General features: G+C 70.8%; 28 protein-coding genes and 1 pseudogene. 10 read left to right on the top strand and 19 right to left on the bottom strand.

The window, feature by feature from the left end; translation table 11 throughout:
- The 4 genes and pseudogenes from C463_RS19840 to C463_RS15290 all read left to right on the top strand — a co-directional run.
- Positions 1 to 155: pseudogene (locus C463_RS19840) on the top strand (3-isopropylmalate dehydratase small subunit); the annotation flags it as partial.
- 5 nt (positions 156 to 160) lie between these two features.
- Positions 161 to 1,159: an isocitrate/isopropylmalate family dehydrogenase gene (locus C463_RS15300; protein ID WP_008445537.1), complete on the top strand. Its 999-nt coding sequence runs from the start codon at positions 161 to 163 to the stop codon at positions 1,157 to 1,159.
- A 95-nt stretch (positions 1,160 to 1,254) separates the two neighbouring features.
- Complete coding sequence (locus tag C463_RS15295) at positions 1,255 to 1,626, top strand: DUF555 domain-containing protein (RefSeq protein WP_006113355.1); 372 nt, start codon at positions 1,255 to 1,257, stop codon at positions 1,624 to 1,626.
- 108 nt (positions 1,627 to 1,734) lie between these two features.
- The gene (locus tag C463_RS15290; protein ID WP_008445528.1) at positions 1,735 to 2,274 is read left to right on the top strand and encodes a CBS domain-containing protein; all 540 of its coding nucleotides are present in this window, start codon (positions 1,735 to 1,737) and stop codon (positions 2,272 to 2,274) included.
- Positions 2,275 to 2,293: 19 nt separating this feature from the next.
- On the opposite strand, the gene C463_RS15285 is transcribed toward C463_RS15290, so the two are convergent.
- Together C463_RS15285 and C463_RS19970 are read right to left on the bottom strand one after the other, a co-directional pair.
- Positions 2,294 to 2,473 carry a hypothetical protein gene (locus C463_RS15285; RefSeq protein ID WP_008445527.1) on the bottom strand — a complete coding sequence of 60 codons (180 nt, stop codon included), beginning with the start codon at positions 2,471 to 2,473 and terminating at the stop codon, positions 2,294 to 2,296.
- Positions 2,470 to 2,592 (bottom strand): hypothetical protein, encoded by a 123-nt coding sequence (locus C463_RS19970; RefSeq protein WP_008445526.1) that lies wholly within the window; start codon positions 2,590 to 2,592, stop codon positions 2,470 to 2,472. Before C463_RS19970 ends, C463_RS15285 begins: the two co-directional genes overlap by 4 nt.
- Before the next feature lie 216 nt (positions 2,593 to 2,808).
- On the opposite strand from C463_RS19970, the gene C463_RS15280 reads away from it, so the two are divergent.
- From C463_RS15280 to C463_RS15270, 3 genes are all read left to right on the top strand, one after another.
- Positions 2,809 to 3,120 (top strand): hypothetical protein, encoded by a 312-nt coding sequence (locus tag C463_RS15280; protein WP_193365875.1) that lies wholly within the window; start codon positions 2,809 to 2,811, stop codon positions 3,118 to 3,120.
- 86 nt (positions 3,121 to 3,206) lie between these two features.
- Positions 3,207 to 4,964 (top strand): nitrite/sulfite reductase, encoded by a 1,758-nt coding sequence (locus C463_RS15275; protein ID WP_008445524.1) that lies wholly within the window; start codon positions 3,207 to 3,209, stop codon positions 4,962 to 4,964.
- 31 nt (positions 4,965 to 4,995) lie between these two features.
- Positions 4,996 to 5,292, top strand: a complete 297-nt coding sequence (locus tag C463_RS15270; RefSeq protein ID WP_008445523.1) for a DUF6360 family protein — start codon at positions 4,996 to 4,998, stop codon at positions 5,290 to 5,292.
- 59 nt (positions 5,293 to 5,351) lie between these two features.
- Here C463_RS15270 and purM read toward each other — a convergent pair whose 3' ends face one another.
- The 3 genes from purM to C463_RS15255 all read right to left on the bottom strand — a co-directional run bounded on the left by purM (position 5,352) and on the right by C463_RS15255 (position 8,930).
- Entirely contained in the window at positions 5,352 to 6,395 is a 1,044-nt protein-coding gene (gene purM, locus C463_RS15265) for a phosphoribosylformylglycinamidine cyclo-ligase (RefSeq protein WP_008445522.1), read from the bottom strand.
- A gap of 82 nt (positions 6,396 to 6,477) precedes the next feature.
- Positions 6,478 to 7,152, bottom strand: a complete 675-nt coding sequence (locus C463_RS15260) for a peptidase M50 (RefSeq protein WP_008445521.1) — start codon at positions 7,150 to 7,152, stop codon at positions 6,478 to 6,480.
- The gene (locus tag C463_RS15255) at positions 7,149 to 8,930 is read right to left on the bottom strand and encodes a TraB/GumN family protein (protein ID WP_008445520.1); all 1,782 of its coding nucleotides are present in this window, start codon (positions 8,928 to 8,930) and stop codon (positions 7,149 to 7,151) included. The genes C463_RS15260 and C463_RS15255 overlap by 4 nt, the downstream gene beginning before the upstream one ends.
- Positions 8,931 to 9,057: 127 nt before the next feature.
- Here C463_RS15255 and C463_RS15250 point away from each other — a divergent pair, with 127 nt between their 5' ends.
- The 3 genes from C463_RS15250 (at position 9,058) to C463_RS15240 (ending at position 10,927) form a co-directional block, all read left to right on the top strand.
- Positions 9,058 to 9,771, top strand: coding sequence for an ArsR/SmtB family transcription factor (locus tag C463_RS15250; RefSeq protein WP_008445519.1), 714 nt, complete (start codon positions 9,058 to 9,060; stop codon positions 9,769 to 9,771).
- A gap of 103 nt (positions 9,772 to 9,874) precedes the next feature.
- Positions 9,875 to 10,333 (top strand): bifunctional nuclease family protein, encoded by a 459-nt coding sequence (locus C463_RS15245; RefSeq protein WP_008445518.1) that lies wholly within the window; start codon positions 9,875 to 9,877, stop codon positions 10,331 to 10,333.
- Between the two features lie 111 nt (positions 10,334 to 10,444).
- Positions 10,445 to 10,927 carry an acyl-CoA thioesterase gene (locus C463_RS15240; protein ID WP_008445517.1) on the top strand — a complete coding sequence of 161 codons (483 nt, stop codon included), beginning with the start codon at positions 10,445 to 10,447 and terminating at the stop codon, positions 10,925 to 10,927.
- A gap of 19 nt (positions 10,928 to 10,946) precedes the next feature.
- Here the strand turns inward: C463_RS15240 and C463_RS15235 are convergent, their stop codons facing one another.
- The 14 genes from C463_RS15235 to glpA form a co-directional block, all read right to left on the bottom strand.
- A complete protein-coding gene (locus C463_RS15235) occupies positions 10,947 to 11,459 on the bottom strand; it encodes a GIY-YIG nuclease family protein (RefSeq protein ID WP_049906035.1) in 513 nt (170 codons plus the stop codon).
- 37 nt (positions 11,460 to 11,496) lie between these two features.
- Positions 11,497 to 11,940, bottom strand: coding sequence for a hypothetical protein (locus tag C463_RS15230; protein WP_008445506.1), 444 nt, complete (start codon positions 11,938 to 11,940; stop codon positions 11,497 to 11,499).
- A gap of 79 nt (positions 11,941 to 12,019) precedes the next feature.
- Positions 12,020 to 12,304: a DUF7545 family protein gene (locus tag C463_RS15225; RefSeq protein WP_008445504.1), complete on the bottom strand. Its 285-nt coding sequence runs from the start codon at positions 12,302 to 12,304 to the stop codon at positions 12,020 to 12,022.
- Between the two features lie 87 nt (positions 12,305 to 12,391).
- Positions 12,392 to 13,450, bottom strand: coding sequence for a metal ABC transporter permease (locus tag C463_RS15220; RefSeq protein WP_008445475.1), 1,059 nt, complete (start codon positions 13,448 to 13,450; stop codon positions 12,392 to 12,394).
- On the bottom strand, positions 13,450 to 14,190 hold the full coding sequence (locus tag C463_RS15215; RefSeq protein WP_008445471.1) for a metal ABC transporter ATP-binding protein: 741 nt from the start codon (positions 14,188 to 14,190) through the stop codon (positions 13,450 to 13,452). The genes C463_RS15220 and C463_RS15215 overlap by 1 nt, the downstream gene beginning before the upstream one ends.
- Positions 14,191 to 14,293: 103 nt before the next feature.
- Entirely contained in the window at positions 14,294 to 15,415 is a 1,122-nt protein-coding gene (locus C463_RS15210) for a metal ABC transporter substrate-binding protein (RefSeq protein WP_049906017.1), read from the bottom strand.
- A gap of 126 nt (positions 15,416 to 15,541) precedes the next feature.
- Positions 15,542 to 16,027 (bottom strand): YbaK/EbsC family protein, encoded by a 486-nt coding sequence (locus C463_RS15205; protein ID WP_008445467.1) that lies wholly within the window; start codon positions 16,025 to 16,027, stop codon positions 15,542 to 15,544.
- A gap of 121 nt (positions 16,028 to 16,148) precedes the next feature.
- Entirely contained in the window at positions 16,149 to 16,874 is a 726-nt protein-coding gene (locus C463_RS15200; protein WP_008445465.1) for a ribosome assembly factor SBDS, read from the bottom strand.
- A gap of 66 nt (positions 16,875 to 16,940) precedes the next feature.
- A complete protein-coding gene (locus C463_RS15195) occupies positions 16,941 to 17,141 on the bottom strand; it encodes a DUF7576 family protein (protein ID WP_008445463.1) in 201 nt (66 codons plus the stop codon).
- A 103-nt stretch (positions 17,142 to 17,244) separates the two neighbouring features.
- On the bottom strand, positions 17,245 to 18,651 hold the full coding sequence (locus tag C463_RS15190) for an ASPIC/UnbV domain-containing protein (RefSeq protein ID WP_008445461.1): 1,407 nt from the start codon (positions 18,649 to 18,651) through the stop codon (positions 17,245 to 17,247).
- A gap of 82 nt (positions 18,652 to 18,733) precedes the next feature.
- Positions 18,734 to 19,726: a hypothetical protein gene (locus C463_RS15185; RefSeq protein WP_049906034.1), complete on the bottom strand. Its 993-nt coding sequence runs from the start codon at positions 19,724 to 19,726 to the stop codon at positions 18,734 to 18,736.
- Positions 19,727 to 19,863: 137 nt separating this feature from the next.
- Positions 19,864 to 21,420, bottom strand: coding sequence for an anaerobic glycerol-3-phosphate dehydrogenase subunit C (locus C463_RS15180; RefSeq protein ID WP_008445457.1), 1,557 nt, complete (start codon positions 21,418 to 21,420; stop codon positions 19,864 to 19,866).
- Positions 21,417 to 22,796 (bottom strand): glycerol-3-phosphate dehydrogenase subunit GlpB, encoded by a 1,380-nt coding sequence (gene glpB, locus C463_RS15175; RefSeq protein ID WP_008445455.1) that lies wholly within the window; start codon positions 22,794 to 22,796, stop codon positions 21,417 to 21,419. Before glpB ends, C463_RS15180 begins: the two co-directional genes overlap by 4 nt.
- Positions 22,796 to 24,694 carry an anaerobic glycerol-3-phosphate dehydrogenase subunit GlpA gene (gene glpA, locus C463_RS15170; RefSeq protein ID WP_008445453.1) on the bottom strand — a complete coding sequence of 633 codons (1,899 nt, stop codon included), beginning with the start codon at positions 24,692 to 24,694 and terminating at the stop codon, positions 22,796 to 22,798. Before glpA ends, glpB begins: the two co-directional genes overlap by 1 nt.
- Positions 24,695 to 24,904: the final 210 nt, after the last annotated feature.

The raw sequence follows: 24,904 nt of genomic DNA, 5'->3' as shown, positions 1-24,904 counted from the left end.
CCTACGGCGACACCGTCATCGACGTCGACGTCGACGACGCGATGCGCGAGGCCTTGGTCGAGGGGATCTGGGACACGACCGCGCTGATGTACTCGAACCGGAGCAAGGTCGACGAGACGGTCGCCGACCTGCCGTACGTCGAGGGGGACGACTGAACCGGATGACCGACGAGATAGTCGTCATCGAGGGCGACGGGATCGGTCGCGAGGTCGTCCCCGCGGCCGTCGACGTGCTGGAGTCGCTCGACCTCGACTTCGAGTTCGTCGCCGCGGAGGCCGGCGACGCGACGAAAGCGGCGACCGGCGAGGCGCTCCCGGCCGAGACGTACGAGCGCGCCGCCGACGCGGACGCGACGCTGTTCGGCGCGGCGGGCGAGACGGCCGCCGACGTGATCCTCCCGCTGCGCGAGGCGGTGGACTCGTTCGTCAACGTCCGGCCCGCGAAGGCGTTCCCGGGCGTCGACGCGCTCCGGCCGGAGACGGACGTGGTGTTCCTCCGCGAGAACACCGAGGGCGTCTACTCGGGCCACGAGGACCGGCTCAGCGAGGACCTCTCGACGCTGACGCGCGTCGTCACCTCGTCGGCCTCGCGCGAGTTGGCCGAGTACGCCTGCGACTTCGTCGAGGACGGCCGCGGCCCCGCCGGGGACCCGGACGAGGGGTTCACGATCGCCCACAAGGCGAACGTGATGCGCGAGACGGACGGCCGGTTCCGCGACGAGGTCGCGGCGGTCGCCGACGAGCGCGGCGTCGACGCGGACGAGGAGCTGATGGACGCGTTCGCGACGAAGCTCCCGCTCGACCCGGGCCAGTACGGCGTGATCGTCTGCCCGAACCTCGCGGGCGACGTGCTCTCCGACCTGGCGGCCGGGCTCGTCGGCGGCCTCGGCCTGCTCCCGTCGGCGAACGTCGGCCACGACAACGGGCTGTTCGAGCCGGTCCACGGCACCGCGCCGGACATCGCCGGTGAGGGGGTCGCGAACCCGACCGCGGCGGTCCTCTCGGCGGCCATGCTGCTCGAGTACCTCGGTCACGTCGAGGAGGGACAGCGGGTCCGCGACGCGGTCGAGGGCGTCCTCTCGGACGGGCCGCGCACCGGCGACCTCGGCGGCTCGGCGACGACCGACGAGGTCACCGCGGCGATCGTCGACCGGCTGTAGGGCGCGTCTCGACGCCGTATGCGACCCCGAACCGGGCATTTTTCTCCCACGGCCAAACCACAAGACAAGAAACCCTGCGGCCCCTCCGACCGCGTATGAGCAACTACGAAGTCGCGATGGAAGCCGCCTGGTTGGTCCGTGACGTCGAGGAGACCGACGACGCCATCGGCGTCGCGGTCAGCGAAGCCGGCAAGCGACTCAACGAGACGGACAAGCAGTACGTCGAGGTCGAGCCCGGCGTCACCGGCTGTCCGGCCTGCGGCGAGCCGTTCGACGCCGCGTTCCTCGCGGCGAACACGGCCCTCGTGGGGCTCCTCTTAGAGATCGACGTGTTCAACGCCGACAGCGAGGAGCACGCCGAGCGGATCGCGAAGAGCGAGGTCGGCGGCGCGCTCCGCGACGTCCCCCTCGAAGTGATCGACGTCTTCGAGACCGACGCCGACGAGGACGAGGAGCCGGAGCGGTAACCGCGGCCGCGACGCGTCGAGTCGCGGGGACGACCCGCGCACGGTCCGCGGCCTGCGAGCCCGAACGGTGCCGAAAGCTTTTCTAATAACCTCGGGTAATTAGACGGTATGGAACTGCCGACGCCACAGGACCTCCGTGAGCGACGGACCGCCCTGGACCTGACACAGAGCGAGCTCGCCGACGCCGCCGACGTCTCCCAGCCGCTGATCGCGCGGATCGAGGGCGGCGACGTCGACCCGCGGCTCTCGACGCTGCGCCGCATCGTCAACGCCCTCCAGCAGGCGGAGGGAGAGGTCGTGCGCGCGACCGACCTGATGAACGAGACCGTGATCAGCGTCGCGCCGGACGACGCCGTCAGCGGGGCCGTGGAGCTGATGGAGGCGGAGGCGTACTCGCAGCTCCCCGTCCTCCAGAACGGCGTGCCCGTCGGCTCGATCAGCCAGGGCGACGTCGTCCACGCCGGCGAGAACGTCGGCGACCACCCCGTCAGCGAGGTGATGAGCGAGTCGTTCCCGACGGTCGCGCCGTCGGCGGCCGTCGACGAGGTCCGTAACCTCCTCGACCACTACAAGGCCGTGATGGTCACCGACGGCGGCGAGACGGTCGGGATCATCACCGAGGCCGACATCGCGGCGCAGCTGTCCTGACCGGGCCGCGGACCGTCGCTCACTCCTCTCTCCGCTCGGAGAGCCGCTCCCAGATCTCCGTACAGCCCGCGCCGTCTTCGACGCCGTCGAGGTGGTCCGCGTCGTCGTCGGGGTCGGTTCCCGCCTCCTCCGGATCGGCCTCGTTCTCCGCGTTTCCGCCCTCTCCGTCCGTCGATCGGGCGTCGTCCCGCTCCCTCATTGTCCCTCCGAGCGGTCGTCGAAGAGTTCAGGGGCCACGTCCGCGGACGCGTGCTGCCGGTGCTCGCCGTCGACTTGGTCGGGCCGGTCGGCGTCTGTGTCGGGAACGGAATCGGTCATCACACGAGAATACGTGTACAACGGGGATAAGCCACGGTACACCTGTAAATCGAACCACCACTCTCGGGTACCGGATTACTTCTCCGGTAGTTCGGAGCGGGGTTCGACGGGCCGTCATCGCCCCGTCTGCCGGTTTGTCGGTTCCGGGCCGTCATCGAAACTGTCGACGGTTGCGAGCACCGTCACCCATTGGGTCGTCGCGGCCGAATCGCCGATGTGACCACTCGTTTGCGCGTCCTCGACGACGGAGCGTGGGTCTCCGTCAACGACAGCCGGGAAGTGCGCGTCAGTGAATTGTGGCGGCTCGACGCGTCGGATCTGTGTGCCTGCGAGCTGACGGACCTGGTCGTCGAGAACTTCCAGTCGGTCGGCGTCGACGGCGCGACCGTGGCGGCCCGGGTGTACGGTCAGTGTATCGCGTGCGGGTCGACGGGGACGACCGGCTGGATCCCGATCGGACGGGTTCGAGGGGGTGAGTTCGTCGAATTCGACCGCTCAGCCGTCCGTCGAGTGCGACAGGGAGAGTAGCGGCAACACGTGCCACATTGGTGGGGCACCGGGGAAGGTTGACACCACGCTGTCAGCTATGTGGGTGTCGGCTGTAGTCGGGATCGATGCCGACCGACGTGGAAAACTGGAAATCGGAGGTGTACGGGAACGAGGTCCGCGACCGCCTGTTCGAGTTCGCCGAGGAAGGATACGACTCGATACCGGACGACGAGCGGGACGCGTGGTTCGAGCGGTTCAAGTGGTGGGGTCTGTACCACCAGCGGAACGGGCAGGAGGGGTACTTCATGATGCGGATCGGGACCCCGAACGGCGTCCTCGAACCCGGACAGCTCCGGACCGTCGGCGAGATCGCCGACGAGTACGCTCGCGGCCCCGGGACGAACCCGGTGTTCGGCGACGCATACGCCGACTTCACCACCCGGCAGTCGATCCAGCTCCATTGGATCGAGCTCTCTGACGTGCCGGCAATCTTCGAGAAGCTCGAGGAGAACGGCCTTTCGACGCAGCAGGCCTGCGGGGACTCCTGGCGGAACATCGTCGGGAACCCGGTCGCGGGCAAGGACGGCCAGGAGGTCATCGACGCGTGGCCGGTGATTCGGAACCTCAACGAGACGTTCAAGCGCGACGACGACCACGCGAACCTCCCGCGGAAGTGGAAGGTGTCCGTGACCGGCTCCGCCGACGGCTCCGGGCAGGGCGACATCAACGACCTCGCTTTCGAGCCTGCGTACAAGTCGGTCGGCGACGACGAGAGCGAGGACGCCGTCGGGTTCAACGTCCGGGTCGGGGGCGGCCTCGCGCGCAACGAGCCGCGGCTCGCGCGGGACATCGACGTGTGGGTGCCGCCGGAGCGGGTTCCCGACGTCGCGGGCGGGCTCTCCGCGCTGTTCCGCGACTACGGCGACCGCGAGGACCGCTACAACGCCCGGGTGAAGTTCCTCGTCGACGAGTGGGGCGCGGACGAGGTCCGCGAGACGCTCCAGTCGGAGTACGTCGACTTCGAGCTGAAGACCGCCGGGCGCGACGTCCGCGAGGAGTACACCTACAACGCCGGCGAGGGCGAACGCAACGACCTGATCGGCGTCCACGACCAGAAGGACGGCCAGAACTTCGTCGGGTTGAACGTGCTCGTCGGGCGGATGGGCGCGGACGACGTGCTCGAACTGGCCGACCTCGCGGAGCAGTACGGCTCCGGCGAGGTCCGACTCTCCCAGCGGCAGAACGTCATCGTCACGGACGTGCCGGACGACGCCCTGGACGAGTTCCTCGACGAGCCGCTCCTCGAACACCACGCGCCCGACCCGTCGCCGTTCATGCGCGGCTCGGTCGCGTGTACCGGGACCGAGTTCTGCTCGCTGTCGATCGTCGAGACGAAGAACCGGCAGGTCCGGTTCGCTCGGTGGCTGAAGGCGAACGTCGACCTCCCGGACGGCGTCGACGAGTTCCACGTCCACCTCTCCGGGTGTACGGCCTCGTGCGCGCAGCCGCAGATCGCCGACGTGAGCCTCCGCGGGATGAAGACCCGAAAGGACGGCGAGCCGGTCGAGGCGCTCGACGTCGGGCTCGGCGGTGGGCTCGGCGAGAACCCGCAGTTCGCCCGCTGGGTCACGCAGCGCGTGCCCGTCGACGAGGTGCCAGGGGCGATCGCGAACCTGGTCGAGAGCTTCGCCGCCGGGCGCGACGAGGGGGAATCCTTCCGAGCGTTCGTCGCCCGTCACGACGAGTCGGAGCTCGACGCCTTCGTCGAGCCGGAGGAGACCGACTACGAGGACCCGATGATGCACAACACGAAGCGCACGTGGTACCCGTACGCGGAGCACGACTCGATGGAGGACGCGCCGTCGACGCCGGCGGACGACTGACGATGCGGGCAACGAATCCGGGGGCGGCCCGATGAGCGACCGCCTGCTCCGCGTGAACGCCTACACGACGCTGGACCTGGTCGAGGGGCGCGCCCGCGGCCACGAGTTCGTCGCCGAAGCGCCCGGCGTCGTGAACGTCACCGCGCCGCGGGAGAACCCCGACCACGTCGCGCTGGAGGTCGAACTCGATAACACCGCTATCGACGACCTGACGGCCCACGCCGACGAGATCGACCTCTCACCCGCGCAGGCACGGACCCTCGCCGACGCGCTGGAGTCGACGGCGGACCGCGTCGAGGCCGCGCAGGGCGGCGACGACTCCTCGTAACCGACCGGCGGCACCTCACCGGCGTCCACCGCGCCGCCGGTCCGAACGACCGCCTCCGCTTACAGCTCCAGCCCGCGGATCGCGACGCTCGCCCCGTCGTCGGCACCGGCGTCCGCCGCGCCCGCTTCGACGCGCCCGATCACGCGCCCGTCGGTCGCGTCGGCCAGCGGCTCGGCCGCGTCCGGGTCGACCGCGGCGACGAACCCGGTCCCCATGTTGAACGTGCGGTACATCTCCTCGTCGGAGACGTTCCCTTCCGACCGGACGAATTCGAAGACCGGCTGGGGGTCGAACGCGTCGTCGATCACGTAGCGGTGGCCGCCGAGGCGTTCGAGGTTCGTCCAGCCGCCGCCCGTCACGTGGGCCGCGCCGCGGACGCCGTGCTCGCGCATCGGGTCGAGCAGGTCGGTGTATATCGCGGTCGGTTCGAGCAGCGCGTCGCCGAGCGTCTCGTAGCCGCCGAACGGACAGGGGTCGGCGTAGGCGTGGTCGCGCGTGACGGCCTCGCGCGCCAGCGTGAGCCCGTTCGAGTGGATCCCCGACGAAGGCCAGCCGACCAAGGCGTCGCCCGGCTCCGCGCGGCCGTCGAACACGCCGTCCTTCGCGGCGAGGCCGGCGCAGGTGCCGGCCAGGTCGAGCCCGCGGACCACCTCCGGCATCACCGCGGTCTCGCCGCCGACGAGTTCCATGTCGGCGAGTTCGGCGCCGCGGGCGAGCCCCTCGCCGACCTGCTCGGCGAACCGCTCGTCCGGCTCGTCGACCGCGAGGTAGTCGACGAACGCGACGGGGCGGACGCCGGCCGCGACGAGGTCGTTGACGTTCATCGCGATACAGTCGATCCCCACCGTCGAGTAGTCGTCGAGCGCCTCCGCGACGAGCAGTTTCGTCCCCACGCCGTCCGTCGCGAGCGCGAGGTAGCGGTCGCCGATGTCGAGCAGCCCGGCGTACTCGCTCCCGGATCCCTCCGCCTCGGTGTCCGCCCCGACCGCGCCGATCAGCGCCGCCGTCGCGGCCTCGCTCGCGTCGATGTCGACGCCCGCGTCCGCGTAGGTGAGTTCGCCGCCGTCCGGTCCCCCGTCGTCGTCCCCGTCGCCCTCGGCCATATGTGTGGGGCCACGCCGGCGGCGCAAAAACGCTCCGCTCCGGCGGGCCATAACTGAACGAGTCGAGCGGCGGGTGGGCGTCTCAGAACGGGCCGCCGAATCCGAGCCCGACCACGAAGACGAGCCCGAAGGCGAGCAGCACCGAGGGAACGAAGATGGCCGCCCAGACCGGCTTGCTCCACCCCATCACCGTCTTCCCGTCGAGGGGGCCGTACGGGACGAGGTTGAACGCCGCGAGGAACGCGTTGATCGCGATGCCGCGCGCGCCGAGGATCGTGACGAGTTCGCTGCCGAGGATTCCGCCCAGCGCGAACAGCGGGGAGAAGACGACCATCAGCCCGAGGTTCACGACGGGCCCGGCGAGCGCGATGTGGCCGTGTTCGCGGGGCGTCAGCCGCCCGCGGTGGTGGACGGCGCCCGGCGCGGCGAAGATGAACCCGAGGAGCGAGCTCATCACGGCCAGGAACAGCATGCTGTTGTCCGCGCGGAACTCCGCGACTTGGTCGTAGTGGACCGCGACCACCTTGTGCGCGACCTCGTGGAGGAGGAAGGCGACTCCCGCGGTCGCGAGCGCGACGAACAGCGGCGGGACCACGCCCGCGGCGAGGATCCGGCCGATCCCGCCCGACCCGCCGACGAAGAACAGGGTGAACGCCACGCCGAGCGCGAGCCACGCGACGAGCAGGTCGCGGAGCTCCTGTCCGCTGAAGTAGAGCCCCGCGATCCGGCGCCCGGAGACCGTGCTGCCGCCGCTCATGCGAGTCCCCCCACGGCGCCGCGGATGAGTTCCGCACCGTTGATCGCGCCGTCGACGAGCAGCCGGCCCACGTCATCGACGCCGCCGACCTCGGCGCCGAACATCGCCGGGATCACGTACGCCGCGAAGAGGAAGCTCGCGACGATGCTCCCGACGTTCGTCATCGCGACGACGACGATGAGCCGGAACAGCGGCACGTCGAGCATCGCGGAGACCAGCTCGCCGACCGACCGCGTCTCGTCGCCGAGCAGGTCGTTGAGCGCGCCGATGTCCGCGACGTTCACCGTCAGGCTCCGGAGCTCGACGTAGCCGGTGAACCAGCCGGGCGCGAGCAGCGGGTTGATCGAGGTCATCCACGCGACGGCGCCGCCGACGCCGGCCGAGAGCCAGCGCGCGCCGGCCACCTTCGCGAACGCGAACGCGAAGACGCCGTTGATCAGGAACCACGCGCCGAACAGTCGGAGCAGGAACGCGTTCCCCGCGCCGCCGAGCGCCAACAGGAGGAAGAAGCCGACGAAGCCGACCGTGATCGCGTAGCCGAGCCCCCTCTTCCACGGGAGCCCCCGACCGGACTCCTGGCCGACCAGACTGTCCATCGGCGGGAGGGTCGCGGGGTCCGCGAGGTAGCCCTCGATCCCGGCCTGATGGCCGGCGCCGACGACGGCGACCACGTCGTGGCCGGCCTCGCGGAGCGCGACGAGCCGGTGGGCGATGAACGCGTCGCGCTCGTCGATGAGCGCCTCCGCGCCGCCCGGGGAGAACTGCCGGAACTCCTCCATCATCATCGTCACCACGTCCGTGTCGGTGAGGTCCGCCTCGTCGAGCTCCTCGATCCCGCCGGCCTCGGCGTCGACCTCGCCGCCGGAGAACGCGCCGACCGCGACCGCGAGGACGGCCCCGACGACCAGCCCGAGGCCGATGCCGATCCCGAAGCCGCCGATCGCCGTCACGGGGAACCCGCCGAGGTACGCCGAGACGACGCCGTTCGCGACGCCCGTGACTCCGGCGACGACGCCGGCGGCCAGCCCGGTGCCGACCGCGGCGTAGAGCCGCTGGTCCGGCGAGAGCGCGAGCGTCCCGACCTGGTCGACGGCGATTCCCACGACGAGCGCGACGAGGACGCCCGCGGCGACGCTCGTCAGAATCCCGGTCGTGATCCCGACGGCGCCGCCGAAGATCCCGATCGCCGGCCCGGCGAGGAGCCCGACGAGCAGCCCGCCGATCACGCCGGCGACGCGCGGGTCGCTGACGCCGAACGCCAGCCCGCCGACGAGCCGGAGCTTCTCGGTGACCGTCATCCGGGCCCAGAAGCGCTGGATCGTGGTCTGGATGTCGCGGTCGACGAGGGCGACGTCGATGCCGAACGACTCGGCGACGTCGACGGCGGCTTTCATGTCCGCCCCCGGTTCGATGTCGAACCGCTCGCCGAGCTGCGTCTGGACGTACGAGAGCATCCAGTACGCGAGGAACTGGAACACCGTGTTCCCCCTGAGCAGGTCGCCGGCGTCGAGGTCGTCGGGCGTCTCGCCGTTGAGCTGGCGGTAGCGCCCCTCGTCGAGTTCGACGGCGACGACGTCGGGGCGCTCCCGCTCTATCGTCTCCTCGACCTCGTCGACTGAGCTCTCCGAGACGTGCGCGGTCCCGACGACGGTAACCCCCCCCTCGCTGTCGCCGGCGGGGTCGGGACGCGGCGCATCGTCGAGGTCGCCGCCGTCGGCCCGCGGGGATCGGTCGGTCGACGGGGGCGCCTCCTCGCTCCCCCGTGACGGCTCTGTCATCACCCGTCGTACTCGGTCACCGCGTTTAGGGTTTGTGAGTCGGTCGCTGGATCCGGGCCGCGGCCCGACGGCCGCGCGTTCCCGACGATCCAACAAATTTGTATTCTCACGCGTTTCACGTGTTCGTATGTCCCGGCTGTTGCCCTCCCTGCCGGACGCGACCCCCGAGGAGCGCGAGCCCCGGGTCGTCGGCGTCGACGACGACGAGGCCGACGACCTCATCGCCGCCCTCGGCTCCGAGACGGCGCGGACCATCCTCTCGACGCTCCACGACCGGCCGGCCACCAAGTCCGAACTCGCCGACGAGGTCGACACCTCGCTCCAGAACGTCCAGTACCACCTCTCGCGGCTCGACGAGGCCGACCTCGTCGACGTCGTCGACACCGCCTACTCCGAGAAGGGCCGCGAGATGGACGTGTACGCCGCCGCGGACGAGCCGCTGGTGCTGTTCTCCGGCGGCTCCGAGGAGTCGACCGGCATCAAGACCGCCCTGATTCGCCTGCTCGGCGGCTACGGGCTCATCGGCCTCGCCGCGATCGCGGCACAGCGGCTGCTCTCGGTCGGGTCGCTCGGCGGCTTTCAGACGGCCCAGCGCTCCGGCGGGGACGACGCGGGCGTCGTCGACGGCGGGGACGGGGGCGACGGCCCAACGATAGAGAGCGTGCCGGACCAGAACACCGCCGCCGACGGCGCCAACGGTGCCGACGGCGTGGTCGAACTCGTCGGCGACCCGCTCGCGGAGTACGCCGTCTCGCTCGTCGAGCCGGGAGTCGTCTTCTTCCTCGGCGCCGCGCTCGTGTTCACGCTCGCGTGGGCGTACTGGTACCGCGCGTCGAAATAGAGAGACTGCGCGTCGAAATTGGCAGTACCCGGAAGGGTGGGTCGCCGAGCGGCGGGGTCCGCTCGTGGGACAGCTATTCAAGCCGCCGTCTCCACGTTCCCATATGGAACACGAAGCCGAGGTCGTCGGGGTCGGCGCGGGCTCGGCGCCGAGCGGCGACGTCCCGGCGGTCATCCTCTCCGCGCGCGGCGAGTACGTCCCCATCTTCGTCAGCGGCGACCAGGCCCGCTCGATAGGGATGGCGCTGGAGGGCGAACCGTTCGACCGACCGCTCACCCACGACCTGCTCGTCGAGGTCCTCACGGAGTTCGGCGGCGCCATCGACCGCGTCCGGGTCGACGACCTCCACGACGGCACCTTCTACGCGAAGGTCGACGCCGAGCGCTACGACGACGGCGAACCGGAGCGGTTCGTCTTCGACGCCCGCCCCTCCGACGCGCTCGCGCTCGCCGTGCGCGTCGACTGTCCAATCGTCGTGACCGACGAGGTGATAGACGAGGCTGGCCGTTCGCAGGATTCGGTCCGGTTCGGCGGCGACGGCGATCCCTCGGAAGAGCGCTGAGTGGCCGCGTCGGCGTCAGTTTTCTCTCTCGCCCGGCCTCCTTCGACTTCGCTTCCCGCCCGGCCGCCGACGAAGCCCGCCGTTCAAGTCGGCGGCCCTCCCACGACGGACATGGACGAGACGGCCACGCTCGCCTCCTCGCACACCGAGATGACGGAGATGCTGCTCCCGAACGACACGAACAACCTCGGCCGCGCGCTCGGGGGCGCCGTGTTGCACTGGATGGACATCTGCGGCGCCATCGCCGGCATGCGCTTCTCGAACCGACAGGTGGTCACCGCCTCGATGGACCACGTCGACTTCATCTCCCCCATCGAGATGGGCGAGGTCGCGATCATCGAGGGGTACGTGTTCAACACCGGTCGGACGAGCGTCGACGTGAAGGTGGACGTGCGCGCTGAGAACCCCCGCACGGACGAGACGCGCCGGACCACCACCTCCTATTTCACGTTCGTCGGGCTCGACGACGACGGGCGCCCGACGCCGGTCCCCGACCTGGCGTGTCCGACAGAGGACGAAGAAGTGCTCCGCGACGACGCCATGGACGGCCGCGAGGAGCAGCTGCGGCAGGTTGTCGACCGGTACGACCTCTGAGCGGCCGCCGCGCGACCGCTCACTCTCCCGAGCCCGCGACGATCTCGACGGTCGCGTTCGGGTCGTCGGACGCCGCGACCGCCTCTTCGTGCGCCGCCAGCGCCCGCTCTGCGAGGGCGTCGAGGGCGTCGCGGACGACGCCGTCGCCCTCGGCGGCCGCGGACGCGCCGGCGGCCGCGAGGTGGCTCGGACAGTCGCAGTCGGAGGCGCCGAACCCGTCGACCGGGCCGGCCGGCAGGCGCTCGGCGACCGCGCACTCGACGTCGGCGCCGACGCTGCGCACGACGCGGTCGATCCGCGCGGCCGGGTGGCCGAGCAAGTAATCGACGTGCCAGTGGCGGACGTCGTGGTCGCCGCTCGCGGTCCGGCGGTGTCTGTCGACCCGCGAGAAGCCCCCCGACCCGAGCGCGCTCCCCGTGTACGCGTACGCGCCGGCCGGGAGGCGGTGTTCGCCGAGCGCGCCCGCCGACAGCGTCGCGTCGGCCGCGAGGTCGACGACGAGCGTGTAGCTGCCCCCCGCGGCGTCGCTCATCGGCCGATCACCGTCGAAGCCGCGGTCGCGCACCGCCTCACGACAGCGCGGTCGGCGCCTCGGCGGCGGCCGACCGGAGCGATCCCACCAGATCGTTCGCCTCGTCGTCGAGCGGGTAGGTGTCGTGGAAGTCCGCCGGGTCGCGGTCGCGTCCGGAGAGCGTCCCGACGACGTCGGCGATCGTGTCGTAGTTGTCGCGGACGAGCCCGCCGACGATCCCGGGGGTGCCCGCGCGCTCCGCCAGCTCCTCGGCGGCCGAGCGCCCGGCGTACACGCGGCGCTCGACGGGGTCGACGAACACCATCGCGAACGGGCGCGAGCCGAACTGCGCGTCGAGGAACCGGCCGACGGCGTCGGCCTCCCACGGGACCGCGACGACGCCGTCGAGCCGGCGGAGCGCGACCGCCGCGACCGAGCAGTACGGGCAGTCGCCGTCGAAGATCAACACCGGCGCGTCGGCGCCGGTCGGGTCGGTAGGCATGCGAAAACGTAGGGGCCCGACCGGCTTAAGCGGCCGGCCGAGCCGAACTCGTTCGCGCGGAAAGAACCGTCAACCCCGCTCAGTGCGAGTGGCCGAGCGCCTCTTCGAGCGGCTGCCCGAAGCGCTCCTCGAACAGCTCCGCGGCCGTCTCGTTCATCTCCGCGATGTCCTCGGGCACGTCGCCCTCGCTGTGGTGGACGATGACGTGCGCCTGCTGGGCCATCGCTTGGACGACCACGTCGGAGACGACGGCGGTCGCGGGCTCGCCCTGCTCGCTGAGCACGTCGACGAGGCCGGCGGGCAGTTCGAACGACTCTTCGTCACCGTCGGGACCGGTGATCGTGTAGGTCTCGGTGTCTCCCATACGCGTGGGTCGCGGCCGCGACATAAGGGTCTGTGGAAACCGGACGCGGCCCGTCCTCCTGACCGGGACCGCGCGGGCCGTCCGGGCTCACCCGTGCGCCGAGACGGCCGTCACGGAGGAGCCGGAGGCGACGACGCTCGCGAGGTACACCGCGATGGCCGTGACGACGATCGATCCCCCGGAGGGGAGCCCCAGTCCGATCGAGACCGCGAAGCCACCGATCACCGACACTTGGCCGAAGATCACCCCGAGATACATCGTCTCGCGGAAGCTCCGGGCGACCTGCGAGGCGGCCGCGACGGGGACGACCAGCATCGCGGCGACGAGGATGACGCCGAGCACCTGCATCGCGCCGACGACGACGACCGCGGTCAACACCACGAGCAGGGTGTTGTAGCCGGTGACGTTCAGCCGCGCGACCCGCGCGGCCTGCTCGTCGAAGGTGATGAAGAGGAGCTGCTTGTACGTCAGCGCCACGCCGGCGACGACGATCAAAGAGAGCGCGCCCATCAGGCGGGCCCCCTCCGGCGTGACCACCGCGAGGTTCCCGAACAGGAACCCCTCGACGTTGACCCCGGTGAGCCCGTCGCCGTAGCTGATGATCAGCGTGCCGACCGCGAAGCTCCCGCTGAGCATGATCGCGATGGGCACGTCCCCGTAGGCGTCGGTGCGCTCGGTGAGCCACTGGACCGCGAGCGCGCCGAGGACGCCGACGACGAGCGCGACGAGCAGGAGCGACCCGTTCCACCCCGTCGAGGAGGTCAGGAGGATACCGACCGCGACGCCCGCGAACGCGGTGTGCGCGAGCGTCTCGCCGATCAGCGCCATCTCGCGGTGGACGAGGAAGGAGCCGACGAGCGGGGCGACCACCCCGACGAGCACGCCGACCGCCATCGACTGCCACATGATCGGATGGCGGAACACGTTCGTGCCGAACGCGGCGTCCATCCCCCGGCCGAGCGAGCGGAACGCGGCGTACAGGTCGCTCGCGACCGGGAGGTCCTGCGCCCAGTACAACAGGAGGAATCCGAGCATGCCGACCGCGACGACGCCCGTGACCCCGATACCGACGAGCTCCGCGGTCCGGCGGCGGCTCCGCCCGGGGTCGGCGCGATTGCCGGTCTGGACGCCCGAGTCCCCGCTCATCAGTGGTGGTGGTGGACGACCTGTCCCGTCGCGCCGTACGCCTCCCCGAGGGCGTCGCTCTCGACGAACGATTCGGTGTCCCCGTGGTGGTACAGCTCGGTGTTGATGCAGGCGATGCGGTCCGCGCGGTCGGTGACGACGCCGATGTCGTGTTCGATGAGGATGATCGTGATCCCCTCGTCGTTGAGCTCGTCGAGGAGCGCGTAGAAGGCGTCGCGCGACTCGGCGTCGACGCCGACCGTCGGCTCGTCGAGCGCGAGCAGGTCGGCGTCGCTCGCGAGCGCCCGGGCGATGTACGCGCGCTGCTTCTGCCCGCCGGACAGCTCCGAGACGAGCCGGTCGGTCAGGTCCCCGATACCCACCGTCTCGATGGCGTCCGCGACGGCGGCGCGGTCGGCCTCGGAGAGGCGCCCCCGCCCGGCGTGCGCGAACCGGCCCATGGTGACGCACTCGCGGACCGTGACCGGCATCGCGCCGCCGCGGCTCGTCGCCTTCTGGGAGACGTAGCCGATCCGGCCGCCGTCGCCGAACTCCTCGATCGGTCGGCCGAACAGCTCCACCGACCCCTCGTCGGCCTCGTGGAGGCCGAGCATGAGGTGGAGCAGCGTGGTCTTCCCGGAGCCGTTCGGGCCGACGAGCCCGAGGAAGTCCCCTTCGTCGACGGTCAGAGAGACGTCGCTCACGGCGACCGTGTCGCCGTACGAGAACGTCACGCCGTCGAGGTCGACGATTGCGCTCACTGCGTGTGTCCGTCTTGGGTCGGCCGCACGTTTAGCTCTTTTAGTCCGGCGACGGCGCCGCCGTCACCGGAGCGCTCGACGGTCGACGCGAGGTCGGATCGGCTCACTGCGCGTCGAACGCCCGCTCGAACGCGGGGACGTTGACCTCGGTCATCTGTTCGACGTAGCCGTACCCGGCGTCGTTCCACTCCCGCGTCGTCCCCCCGGCGGGCGTGACGGGGACCGCCTCCGTCGCCTCGCTGTTCTCGACGATCGACTCGGCGAGCCGCGGCGACTGGAAACGGTCGTACAGCACGACGTCGATCCCCTCGGCGTCGACGAGGTCGATGGTGTCGGATATCTCCGAGGTCGTCGGCTCGTTCTGCGGCGAGACGCCGACCGGCGAGTGGAGCCGGAACCCGTAGCGCGCCTCCAGGTACTGGAAGGAGTTGTGGCCCGCGAGCACCGCCACGTCGCGCGCGGCCCCGTCGGCGATCGACTCGAACGCGTCGTCGACCGCGCCGAGTTCCTCGGCGTACGCGTCGGCGTTCGCGGCGTACGCGTCGGCGTTGTCCGGGTCCGCCTCGCCCAACCCGGTCGCAATCGCGTCGACCATCTCGCCCGCGAGGACCGGGTCGACCCAGACGTGGGGGTCGTACCGGGTCTCGTCGTGGGTCTCGTCTCCCCCGTCGTGGTCGTCGCCCTCGTGACCGTCGCCCCCCTCGTCGTGGCTCCCTTCTTCCTCGCCGTGCGAGTGATCCCAGTCGAGCAGGTCGTCTTCGAGCCCGTCGAGCGCGTCGATCACGGCGACGGAGTCGTAGTCGCTCTCCAGCGTCTCGGCCAGGTCCTGCGCCCACGAGAACTCCGGGCTGTCGAGGTAGACGAACGCGTCCGTCGCGGCGACGTCCGCGGCGAGGGTCCCGTCCGGCGTCCACCCGTGGCCGAGCTGTCCCACGTCGACCGGGTCCTCGAAGCTCGCGCGATCGCCCGCGACCTCGTTGGCCCAGTCGTTGAGGGNCGTCCACCCGTGGCCGAGCTGTCCCACGTCGACCGGGTCCTCGAAGCTCGCGCGATCGCCCGCGACCTCGTTGGCCCAGTCGTTGAGGGTGAAGAAGGCGGCGTAGCCCGAGTCGAACCCCTCGGACCCGCCGTCCCCGGCGCCGGAACACCCCGCTATCGACGCCGCGGTTCCCGCGACCGCGAGTCCGGCACCCAGTCGCAGCACTGACCGCCGTGAGTGAGTCATACCGATCGTACCGCCGTTTAATAGAAAAAGGCTATTATTTCACAAGTCAGAATTAATAACACAGGCGCCGAGAGCGCCTCGATTTAACAACGCGGCGGGCGCGCTCCCGATGCGGGTCGCTGGTGGTCACTCCGTGAGGTCGACGACGGTCGCGTCCGCGAGTTCGGCGAGCCGCTCGGGGTCGACCGCGAACACCGCGCTCGGCGTCCCGGCCGCGCCGTAGACGGTGTCGTACCCCGTGAGCGTCGGGTCGAAGGCGGTCGGCAGCGCGGCGTCGTGACCGATCGGCGGGACGCCCCCGATGCTCCAGCCGACGACCTCGCAGATTCGGTCCGGGTCGCCCATCTCGGCGGCGTCGGCGTCGAAGTGATCGGCGACGGCGTCGAGGTCGAGCCGGTTCGCCCCGCTCGTGACCGCGGCGACGAGCGTCCCGTCCCGCTCGCCCCCGGAGAGGGAGACGACGATGGTCGACGCGATGGCGCCCGTCTCGCAGCCGAGCGCGTCGGCCGCGGCGGCCGCCGTCTCCGTGCCGGCCTCGAACTCCAGCACCTCGACGTCGACGCCGTACCGTTCCCGCGCCCGTTCCGCGAACTCCGCCGCGCGTGGATGCATGCGATCCGAGCCGCGTTCCGCCGGTATCAACGTCCCGGAGGCGGTGAAACTGCGGCCGTGGTCGCGGTCGCTGCCCAGCCGAGTTCGACCCGTACCGGCGTCGGCGGACGGTCCGCTCCCGTCAGCGCGTCCGCAGTTCGTCTTTGTCCTTAATCACGCGGGCGTCGCCCTCGCCGGACGTGACCTCGTTGACGAGGTCGTAGAGGTCGTTCTGGAGCCCGGCCGGGAAGGTGAGCACCCCCACCCACCCGCCGTCGTTCTGCCACTCCTCGCGTTCGAGGTCCCCGAACTCGCGGATCTGCGCCTGCCCGGACCCCGCGTAGTCGGCGGGGAGCTGGACCGCCATCGTCACCTCCTCGAACCGGATCGGGATCACGGGTCGGAGCGCGTCGAGCGCGTCGTCGACTTGGTTCTCCACCGGCTCCATCGGGTCGATCTGGAACCCGGCCTCCTCCAGCGCGCGCTCGATCCGCTCGGGCGGGTGCGGGGAGTCGTCCATCTGCGGGTTCACGGCGTTCCGCGTGATGGTGGTCACCAGCTGGTTGTGCTTTCGCTCTTGCATCTCCGCGCGCTGCTCGGCGGTGATCTGTATCTCCCCGCGCTCGACGACCTCTGGGATGATTTCGAGCGGGTCCGTGGTGTCGAAGACGGTCTCCAGGTCCTCCTCCGCGGGACGGTCACCGCGCGAGGCGTTCTCGAAGACGTCCTCCGCGGCGATGACCTCCTCCAGGTCGCCCTCGAACTCCCCGCGCTTGATCGCGAGCGCGGCGTCGGGGTCGATCAGGACCTCGAAGCGCTCCCCGTGTGACTCCAGTCGGGCCGTCACGGCCTCGTCGAGCGATATCATACCGGACGCTACCACCCCCGCGGGCAAAAAGCCTCCCGCCGTCCGTCGCCGTCCTCGCCGTGCCGGCTATCTCTCGGCCGACGGCCGCTCGTCGTCCCAGTCTTCTCGACAGGCTTCCGAACAGAAGTGCCGGTGGACGACGTCGTCGCCGTCGACCCACGTGACCGTCCGATGGCCGGTCCCCAGCGCCGGCTCGCCGCACGTCGCGCAACTCGGCGCGGACTCCTCGTCGACGTCCTCCTCGAGTTCCGAGGTCGGATCTACCATACCGTCTCGTACGCCCCCGGACACTTGAACCCGGGAAGGCCGGCAGTTCTGGCCACGGCTGTGGCCGCCGTTCCGGCGCCCCCTTCCCCTCGCCGTTCGCCCGCTACCGCCGCGTCCGCGCGTCGCGGTCGGTCGCCTTCCGCGACGGGTGCTTGACGGTGATCTCACGGTCCGCGCTGGGGCCGACGACCGTCCGCTCGCGGCCGTCCGGCCAGCGCACGTCCACGCGCAGCGGCTTCCTGCCGCCCAGCCCGAAGTGCGCGACCGGCTCCGTCTGACAGAGGCAGCCGCCGCCCGCGTCGACCGTCCGTCGCTGGACCCCGTCCGCGGTCTCCAAGGTGACGACCGCCCCCCGAGCCGGCGCGCCGTGCCGGGTTGTCGGGCGGACGCGGAGCCACCCGGCGTCCGGTGCGTCCGGGTCGCCGTAGGCCGCCACCGGCTGCGCGGCGACCTCGCCGTGAACGACGAGGAGTTCGAGGGCGCCGTCGTCGTCGAGGTCGGCCGCCACCGCGCCGGTGCCGAACCCGTCCGGCTCCGCGGCCGCGCCGAGGGCCACCGACTCCCACTCCGGGGGCTCGTCGGGGCGGTCCACGCGCTCGAACAGTCGGTTCTCGGCGCCGCAGACGTTGAAGAACAGCTCCTCGCGGCCGTCGTTGTCGAAGTCCGCGGCGACGACCGTCCGGACGGCCCCGATGTCGCGGAGCGCGTCGGGCGCCACGTCGTCGTAGCCGCCCGTCGGCGAACAGCGCAGGAGGCGGCTCGGTGCCGACTCGTTGCCGACCGCGAGCGCGAAGGTCCCGCCCTCGTCGACGAGCGCGGCGCCGCGCGTGTCGCCGCTGGGGTCCGAGAGGGCGGGCCCGCCGTCGGTCCGCGCGTAGTGGCCGTCGCGGTTGCTGAACAGCCGGTTCGGTCCCCCCTCGACGCCCGCGAACAGATCGCCCTCGCGGGAGCGGTACGGCACCGCGAGCAGCGACCGACAGCCCCCCTCGACCTCCAGCCCGATCGCCTCGGCCATGTCCGTGACCTCGCCGTCGTCGCCGAGTTCGTAGAACGCGAGCGGGGCGGCATAGCCCGAGACGGCGACGCCGTACCGACCGGTCCCCAGCCGGTCGAGCGCGGCGACCGACCGCCCGGCGCGGACGTCGATGCGGTCGGCGTTCACCTCGCGGGCGAACACGTCCGTCCAGCGGTACCGATCGGCCTCGAGTCGGCTCAAGAGGAGGTCGGGGTCGCCGCCGTCGACGCCGCGCGCGCAGTTGTGGAGGTACACCTCCTCGCAGCCGTCGGCGTCGAGGTCGGCCGCGCACACGCCCATCCCGTGGCGCGTCCCGTCGGCGACGATACCGCAGGCGGTGTCGGCAAAGCGGCCGTCCTCACGGGCGTACAGCCGGTTCGGCTCGCCGTAGCCGGCGACGAAGACGAGCGGCCCGTCGCGGCCGGGCGTCAGGGCCACGCCGTACCCGCGCATCGGGCGCGCGTCGTCGACGAGCGCGGACCGCTCTGTGAACATGGCCGCCCGTCACCGCTCCGAGAATATGAACGCACGGGTTGGATACGGGCGACGTCTGCCGGGAGAAAAATCGACGGCGGCGTTACAGGTTCCGCTCGATGTATCGGTTGACCCGGGAGACTCGGTCCGCGTCGAACGTCCAAAGGCCGCGCCAGACGCGGGGTTTGGTCTCGACCGCGAGGAGCCCGACGCCCCCCTCGACACCCCGCACGAGGTCGCTGTTCGGATCGCTCTCGGCGGCGTGGGGTCCCTCCTGGGGTCGATACACCAGGAACCATCTGTCGGTGAAATCGGGGTCGTGGCCGGCGTGGATCACCGTATCGAGGTCCGTTGGGAGTTCGTCCGGGACGCCGTAGAGGTGCGTGTCGACGCCGGTGTCGGAGATCCGCTCGTACACCTCCCGCGTGCCGACCTCGTCGTCGATGCGCGAGAGCCGCTGGAACGACGAGCGGAGGATGCCGTCGCCGGCCATCCACGCCACCCGCTCGATGAACCGCGAGATGGTGATGAGCAGCAGCTTCTGGCGGTTCGACTCGGGATACCCGCGGAGGGTGAACGTGGCGTCGTCGAGCCCGCTGATCACCGACGGGAGGTCGACGTCGGAAAGCGACCGGCTCCCGGTGATGTACAGGTCCGAGTTGACGAACAGCACCGCGTCGCCGAGTTCGCCGAGCGTCGAGCCGGCGACTACCTCGTCTTCCTCCATGAGCAGGACGAGGTTCTCTATCTCGTCCGGGTCACCGCCGTCGAACGGGACGTCCTCGTGGCGCCGGAGTACCTCGACGTCGATCGCCGGGACGGGATCGCTCTCCCCGTCGACCACGCCGGTCGTCGCCAGTCCTCGGGCGGTGAGATCGGGCGCCGTTTCGTCGCTCGCGACCCCGGTAGGCCCCGCCCCGTCGGTGATGCGTCGGTCGCCAGAGCCGGTCGTCACGCGGCCGTCGACAACCCGTACAGCGTCGTCGCCGAACGTGTCCACGAGCATGTTCAAGACGGGATCCGGGTCGGTTCGGTTGACGATGACCACGGAGCGCTCGGGGCCGTCGAAGCGATCGAGAAACCGTTCGAGAGTCACGTAGTCCGTGCTGAGCGGGTCCGCCACATAACCGTTCGCGCAGGATTATTCGATCTGAGAAACGGCGTCCGAGCGGGACGCAGCAGGCCTCGAAGCGGCTCGTCGAGAGGCCGAGTCGGATTCCCGAGCGGCGCGCGCTACGCGCCCAGCGTGTCCTCCAACAGCTGGAGCGGGTGCTCGATCTCGTACCCCGTCCCGTGCTCCATCTGCATCGCGCAGGTCGGGCACTCCGTCATCCCGACCTCGCCCTCGGCGTCCTCCATGTGCTCGAACATCTCTTCGCCGATCTCCATCGATTTCTCGTACTTCTCCTCCTTCCAGCCGTAGGTGCCGGAGATGCCCGAACAGGAGTCGCCGACGTCCTCCATCTTCACGCCGTCGACGTCGCGGAACGTCTCGACCGCCTGCCGGGAGAGCCCCTGGTTGCGCGCGTGACACGGCGCGTGGTACGCGAACGCACGCTCGTCGTCGAGCCCGCCGGCCGCCTCGAGCTCGCCCTCCAGGTCCTCGTGGATCCGGAGGTACTCCAGCGCCTCGAACGTGTGCTCCGCGACGTCCTCGATCCCGTGGAGGTCGAACAGCTCGGGGTACTCCTGGCGGAGTGACATCGAACAGGAGGTGCAGGAGGCGATCACGTCCGCGCCCTCGCCGATGGCCTCGACGAGGTTCTCGATGTTCGTCTCCGCGTGGCGGCGGGCGTCCTTCAGCATCCCGTTCGCGAACATCGGCGTGCCCGAGCACTTCTGGGGCGGGACCATCACCTCGTAGCCGAAGTGCTCGTAGACGCGGACCATCGCCTTGCCGACCTCGGGCGTGTTGTAGTTGGAGTAGCAGCCGTGGAAGTACGCCACGCGCTTGTCGGGGTTCTCCACTTTCGCGCCGCCGCGCGCCTTCCACCACTCGCGGAACGTCTCCGTGGCGAACTCCGGGAAGTCGCGCTCCTTCGGGATCCCCATCACCTTCTCCATCGCCCACCGCGCCGGGCCGAAGTTCATCGCGAACGACGCCGTCCGCGGGAACATGCTCGCGAGGCTCGCCGACGTGCGGTAGTTGGCTAAGATTCGGTTCCGGATGTACTCGACCGAGAGCTTCTCCATCTGCCGCTCGACGTACTGCCCGCGCGCCTCGTTGTGCATCTGCGAGAGCGGCACCGAGGAGGGGCAGGCGTCGTCACAGCGCATACAGTTCGAACAGGAGGTGATCGACTCGTCGATGTCGTGGTCCTCCTTGCGTTTGAGCCGCCACTGCTCCGGCCCCTGGAACTTCGGCCCGGGGAACTCGTCGTCGACCTCGGCCACCGGACAGGAGGTGTCGCAGCTCGTACACTTATAACAGGAGTCGGCCCCCTCGCGGAGGTCGAGGTCGCCGCCGGGGAACACGTCGACCGGGTCGTACGCGTCGGGATCGAGCTCCGCCGAGTCGGTGCCGCCGGTGGCGCTTTCGGCTCCGCCAGAGGCGCTCTCGACGCCGCCGTCGGTGGCCGCGCGGTCCTCGCCGGCTCGGCCGTCCTCGGAGTCGGCGGTCATCTCCTCCTCCGGGATCTCCCCCCCGTCGGGGACGAAGGTCGACGGCTGCTCGTCGCGACCGGCCTCCGGGACCCCCGGGGCCGGCTCCCCGCAGCCGCACCCGCCGCTCGATTCGGTCGTCTCGTTCGAGTCCCCCGCGTCTCCGTCGTCCTCGGTGTGTCGTGTCATTGGTTCGCCTCCGTCGCCGCCTGCCGCCCGGCCGCGATGCCGGTCGCGAGCGACACCCCGCTCGCGGACTTCTCCCGCGCCGCGTCCGCGCCGCCGACGACGCCGCCGGCCGCGAACACGTTCTCGTACTGTACCGCTCCGTCGGCGTCCGTGGGCCGACACCGCTCGTCGGGTCGGACGCCGAACCGCGCGTACGGCTGGTCGCCGAACGCGTCGTCGACGAACCACTCGTACCGGTCTTCCGGCTGGTCGACGTGGAGGTCGAAGACGGGCTCGCGGACGCCCTCGCGGTCGGAGTCGAGCCCCTTCCCGACGAGCCCGCCGGTCGCCAGCACGAACGCGTCCGCGCCGTACGGCGCCGTGCGCCCCTTCCGGTCGACCGCGACCGTCTCCACGCGGCCGTCGGTCGCGGACCCGACGCCGACGACGGGGTTCCCGGTCTCGAACCGGACGCCCTCGGCGTCGAGCGCGTCGAACAGCCGATCTTCGAGCCGCAGCCCGGGGAGGCTCGGCGGCCCCATCGGGATCTCGAACACGTCGGCGCCGAGGCGGTCCGCGAGCTCGTCCCGGACCGCTTCGCCGCGGTCGTCGCCGAGGAACGCGGGGAAGCCGACGCGCTCGACGCGGTCGACGCCGCCCTCCTCGTCGACCACGTCGTGGAGGTGGGGCGAGACCGCCTTCGCGAGCGCCTCGCGGGCGGGGACGCCGTCGATGTCCTCGTCGTGGTCGAGCGCCTTCGCGAGCCGCGTGATCTTCGCGTCGGCGCGGAACGCCTCCGCGAACTCGACCTCGGCCCCCGCGGCGTCGAAGGGGACGCCCGCGGCCTCCAGACGCCCCGCGAAGGCGCGCGCGTCGTACTCGGTGAGCGACCGGAATCCGACGACGAGCATCGGGCGGTCGTCGCTCGCGAGGCCTGCCTCCGCGGCCGCGGGGTATCGCGCGGTCGGCTTCACCGCGCCGCCGAACGTCGGCACGAGCGCGTTGCGGTCGGTGTGGCCGCCGCGGTACGCGCCGCCCGCGAGGTCGTCGAACAGGTCCAGCCCGTCGCGGAGCGCGTCGCTCCCCACGATCCGGTACGGGTGCGACTCGGGGAGCCGGTCGATCCCCTCGAACGGGTCCGCGAGCGGCCCCTCCGGGTCGGGCCACTCGTCGGGGTCGAGCTCCCGGCCCGCGGTCGGCGGCCCGTCGCGCAGCGGCTTCGCCGGCTCCGTCGCCGGGACGTAGCCGAGCGCGTCGATCAATCCGGAGGCCTGCCGCAGCGTGCTGGCCTTGTGGGAGACGAGCCGCACGTCAGCCCCCTCGCGGGCGGCCGACACCGCGGCCGTGATCGCGGCGAGGCCGCCGCCGACCACGAGGACGTCGCTGTTTATCGCCATCAGCGACCCCCGTCGGTGGCCGCGTCGTCATCTGCGCGACCCCCGTCGGTGGCCGCGTCGTCATCTGCGCGACCTCCGTCGGTGGCCGCGTCGTCATCTGCGCGACCTCCGTCGGTGGCCGCGTCGTCATCTGCGCGACCCCCGTCGGTCGCCGCGTCGTCGTTTGCGCGGCCCCCGTCCGCCGCGGCGGTCCCCGTCTCCCCGCCGGAGCCGCCGGCGCCCGGCGCGTCGGCGCCCGCGTCGAACGCGCCGAAGTCGACCTCGCCGTCGAGGTTCGCGGGGTCGCCGTCGCGGTTCATCGTCGTCGCGTGGAGCATGTGGTTCAGCATCGCCTGCGAGAGCTGTTCGCCCCACAGCGCGTGGCGTTGGCCCTTCCAGCGCTCCTGGTACAGCTCGTCTTCGGCGTCGCGGACGACCGGTTCGGGGTAGTCCTGCGCGAGTTCCGACGCGATCCGGTGCGTACAGAAGCCACCCTGACAGTTCCCCATCGAGGCGCGCGTCCGCAGGCGGACCGCGTTGAGGTCGGAGCCCGCGTCGCCGATCGCGTCTTGGACCTCCGCGCGGGTCACGCTCTCGCAGTTACAGACGATCGGGTTCGGATCGTACTCGTCGAGCACCTCGTCGGCCCGGGAGCCGAGCCGCTGGCCCGAGCGCCGCGCCACGGGCGAGCGGAGTCCGAACTCGTCCATCAACTCCTCCATGCGCGCTTCGCTCTCCGACCCCGGCAGCGGCGCGTCGGCGGTGTCGCAGGTCGCCTCGTGACCGAGCGTCTCGCAGACGTGGTCGGAGATGGACTCGGCCATCATCCGGTAGGTGGTGAGCTTCCCGCCGACGATGGTCGTCATCCCCGGCAGGTCGTCGCGGTCGCCGTGGTCGAGGAGGAAGTAGTCGCGCGTGATGTCCGTCGGGTCCTCCGTCCCCGTCCCCGGGGGTTCGTAGAGGGGGCGGACGCCCCAGAACGAGCGCAGCGTCCGGGCGTCTTCGAGCGCGGGAACGAGTTCCGAGAGCGTCTCGATCATCAGGTCGACCTCCCAGTCCTCCTCCGGATAGTCCTCGGGGTCGTCGACCTCCTCGTCGGTCGTGCCGAGGATACAGGCGGTCTCGTGGGGGACGATGATGTCGGCGTCGCCCTTCGGCCGGCACCGGTTGACCACGGTGTCGACCTGTCGGGTGTTCATCACCGTCATCACGCCCTTCGAGGGGCGGACCTCCACGTCGACGCCGGCCATCTCGCCGACGTTGCCCGCCCACGCGCCGGTCGCGTTGACGACGTGGCGCGCGCGGATCTCCTCGGTCGTCCCCGGCTCGTGATGGACACGCTTGCCCGGCCCCGTCTCGTGTTCGATCTCGACGCCGACGATCTCGCCGTCCTCGACGAGGACGTCGGTCACCGGGGCGTGCGTCTCGACCCGCGCGCCGTGCTCGCGGGCGTCCGCGGCGTTCGACACGCAGAGGCGGAACGGGTCGACCGCGCCGTCGGGTAAGGCGATCGCCTTCTCGACGTCGCGGGCGAGGTACGGCTCGCGGCGGCGCGCCTCCTCGCCGCCGATCACTTCGACGGGGATGTCGCACGCCTTACACCCCTCCAGCTTCTCTTGGAAGTACTCCTCGGAGTCCTCCGGCCGCTTGACGAATAGCCCCCCGGTCTCCTCGACGCAGTGAGCCGCGATGTCGCGGAGGACCCTGTTCTCCTCGATGCACTCCTTCGCGCTCTTCTGGTCGGAAACGGCGTAGCGGCCCCCGCTGTGAAGGAGCCCGTGCATCCGGCCGGTCGTGCCGTGCGTCAGGTTCCCCTTCTCGACGAGGACCGTGTCGAGCCCCCGTCGCGCCAGGTCCCTGACGACGCCGCATCCCGTCGACCCCCCACCGACGACGACGACGTCAACTTGTCTGTCCATGCGAGGCCCTTGGACCACGACCACTTTACTTTACCTCCCGAAGCGTCTTACTCATAACTATCAGGGTCATTCAAGTAATGTAATGACTGTCGCCGCCGATTATTTTATATATCAGACTTTTTCATTCGCGCCGAAGTCCGGATTTTAACAGGAAGATTATTATGGTAGTACATTATGTTCACGATTGGCGTGGTAGCTCCCGTGAAAATA

It is taken from the genome of Halorubrum californiense DSM 19288 (assembly GCF_000336875.1).
Classification (GTDB): Archaea; Halobacteriota; Halobacteria; order Halobacteriales; family Haloferacaceae; genus Halorubrum; species Halorubrum californiense.
This window is presented reverse-complemented; position numbering and strand designations above follow the sequence as displayed.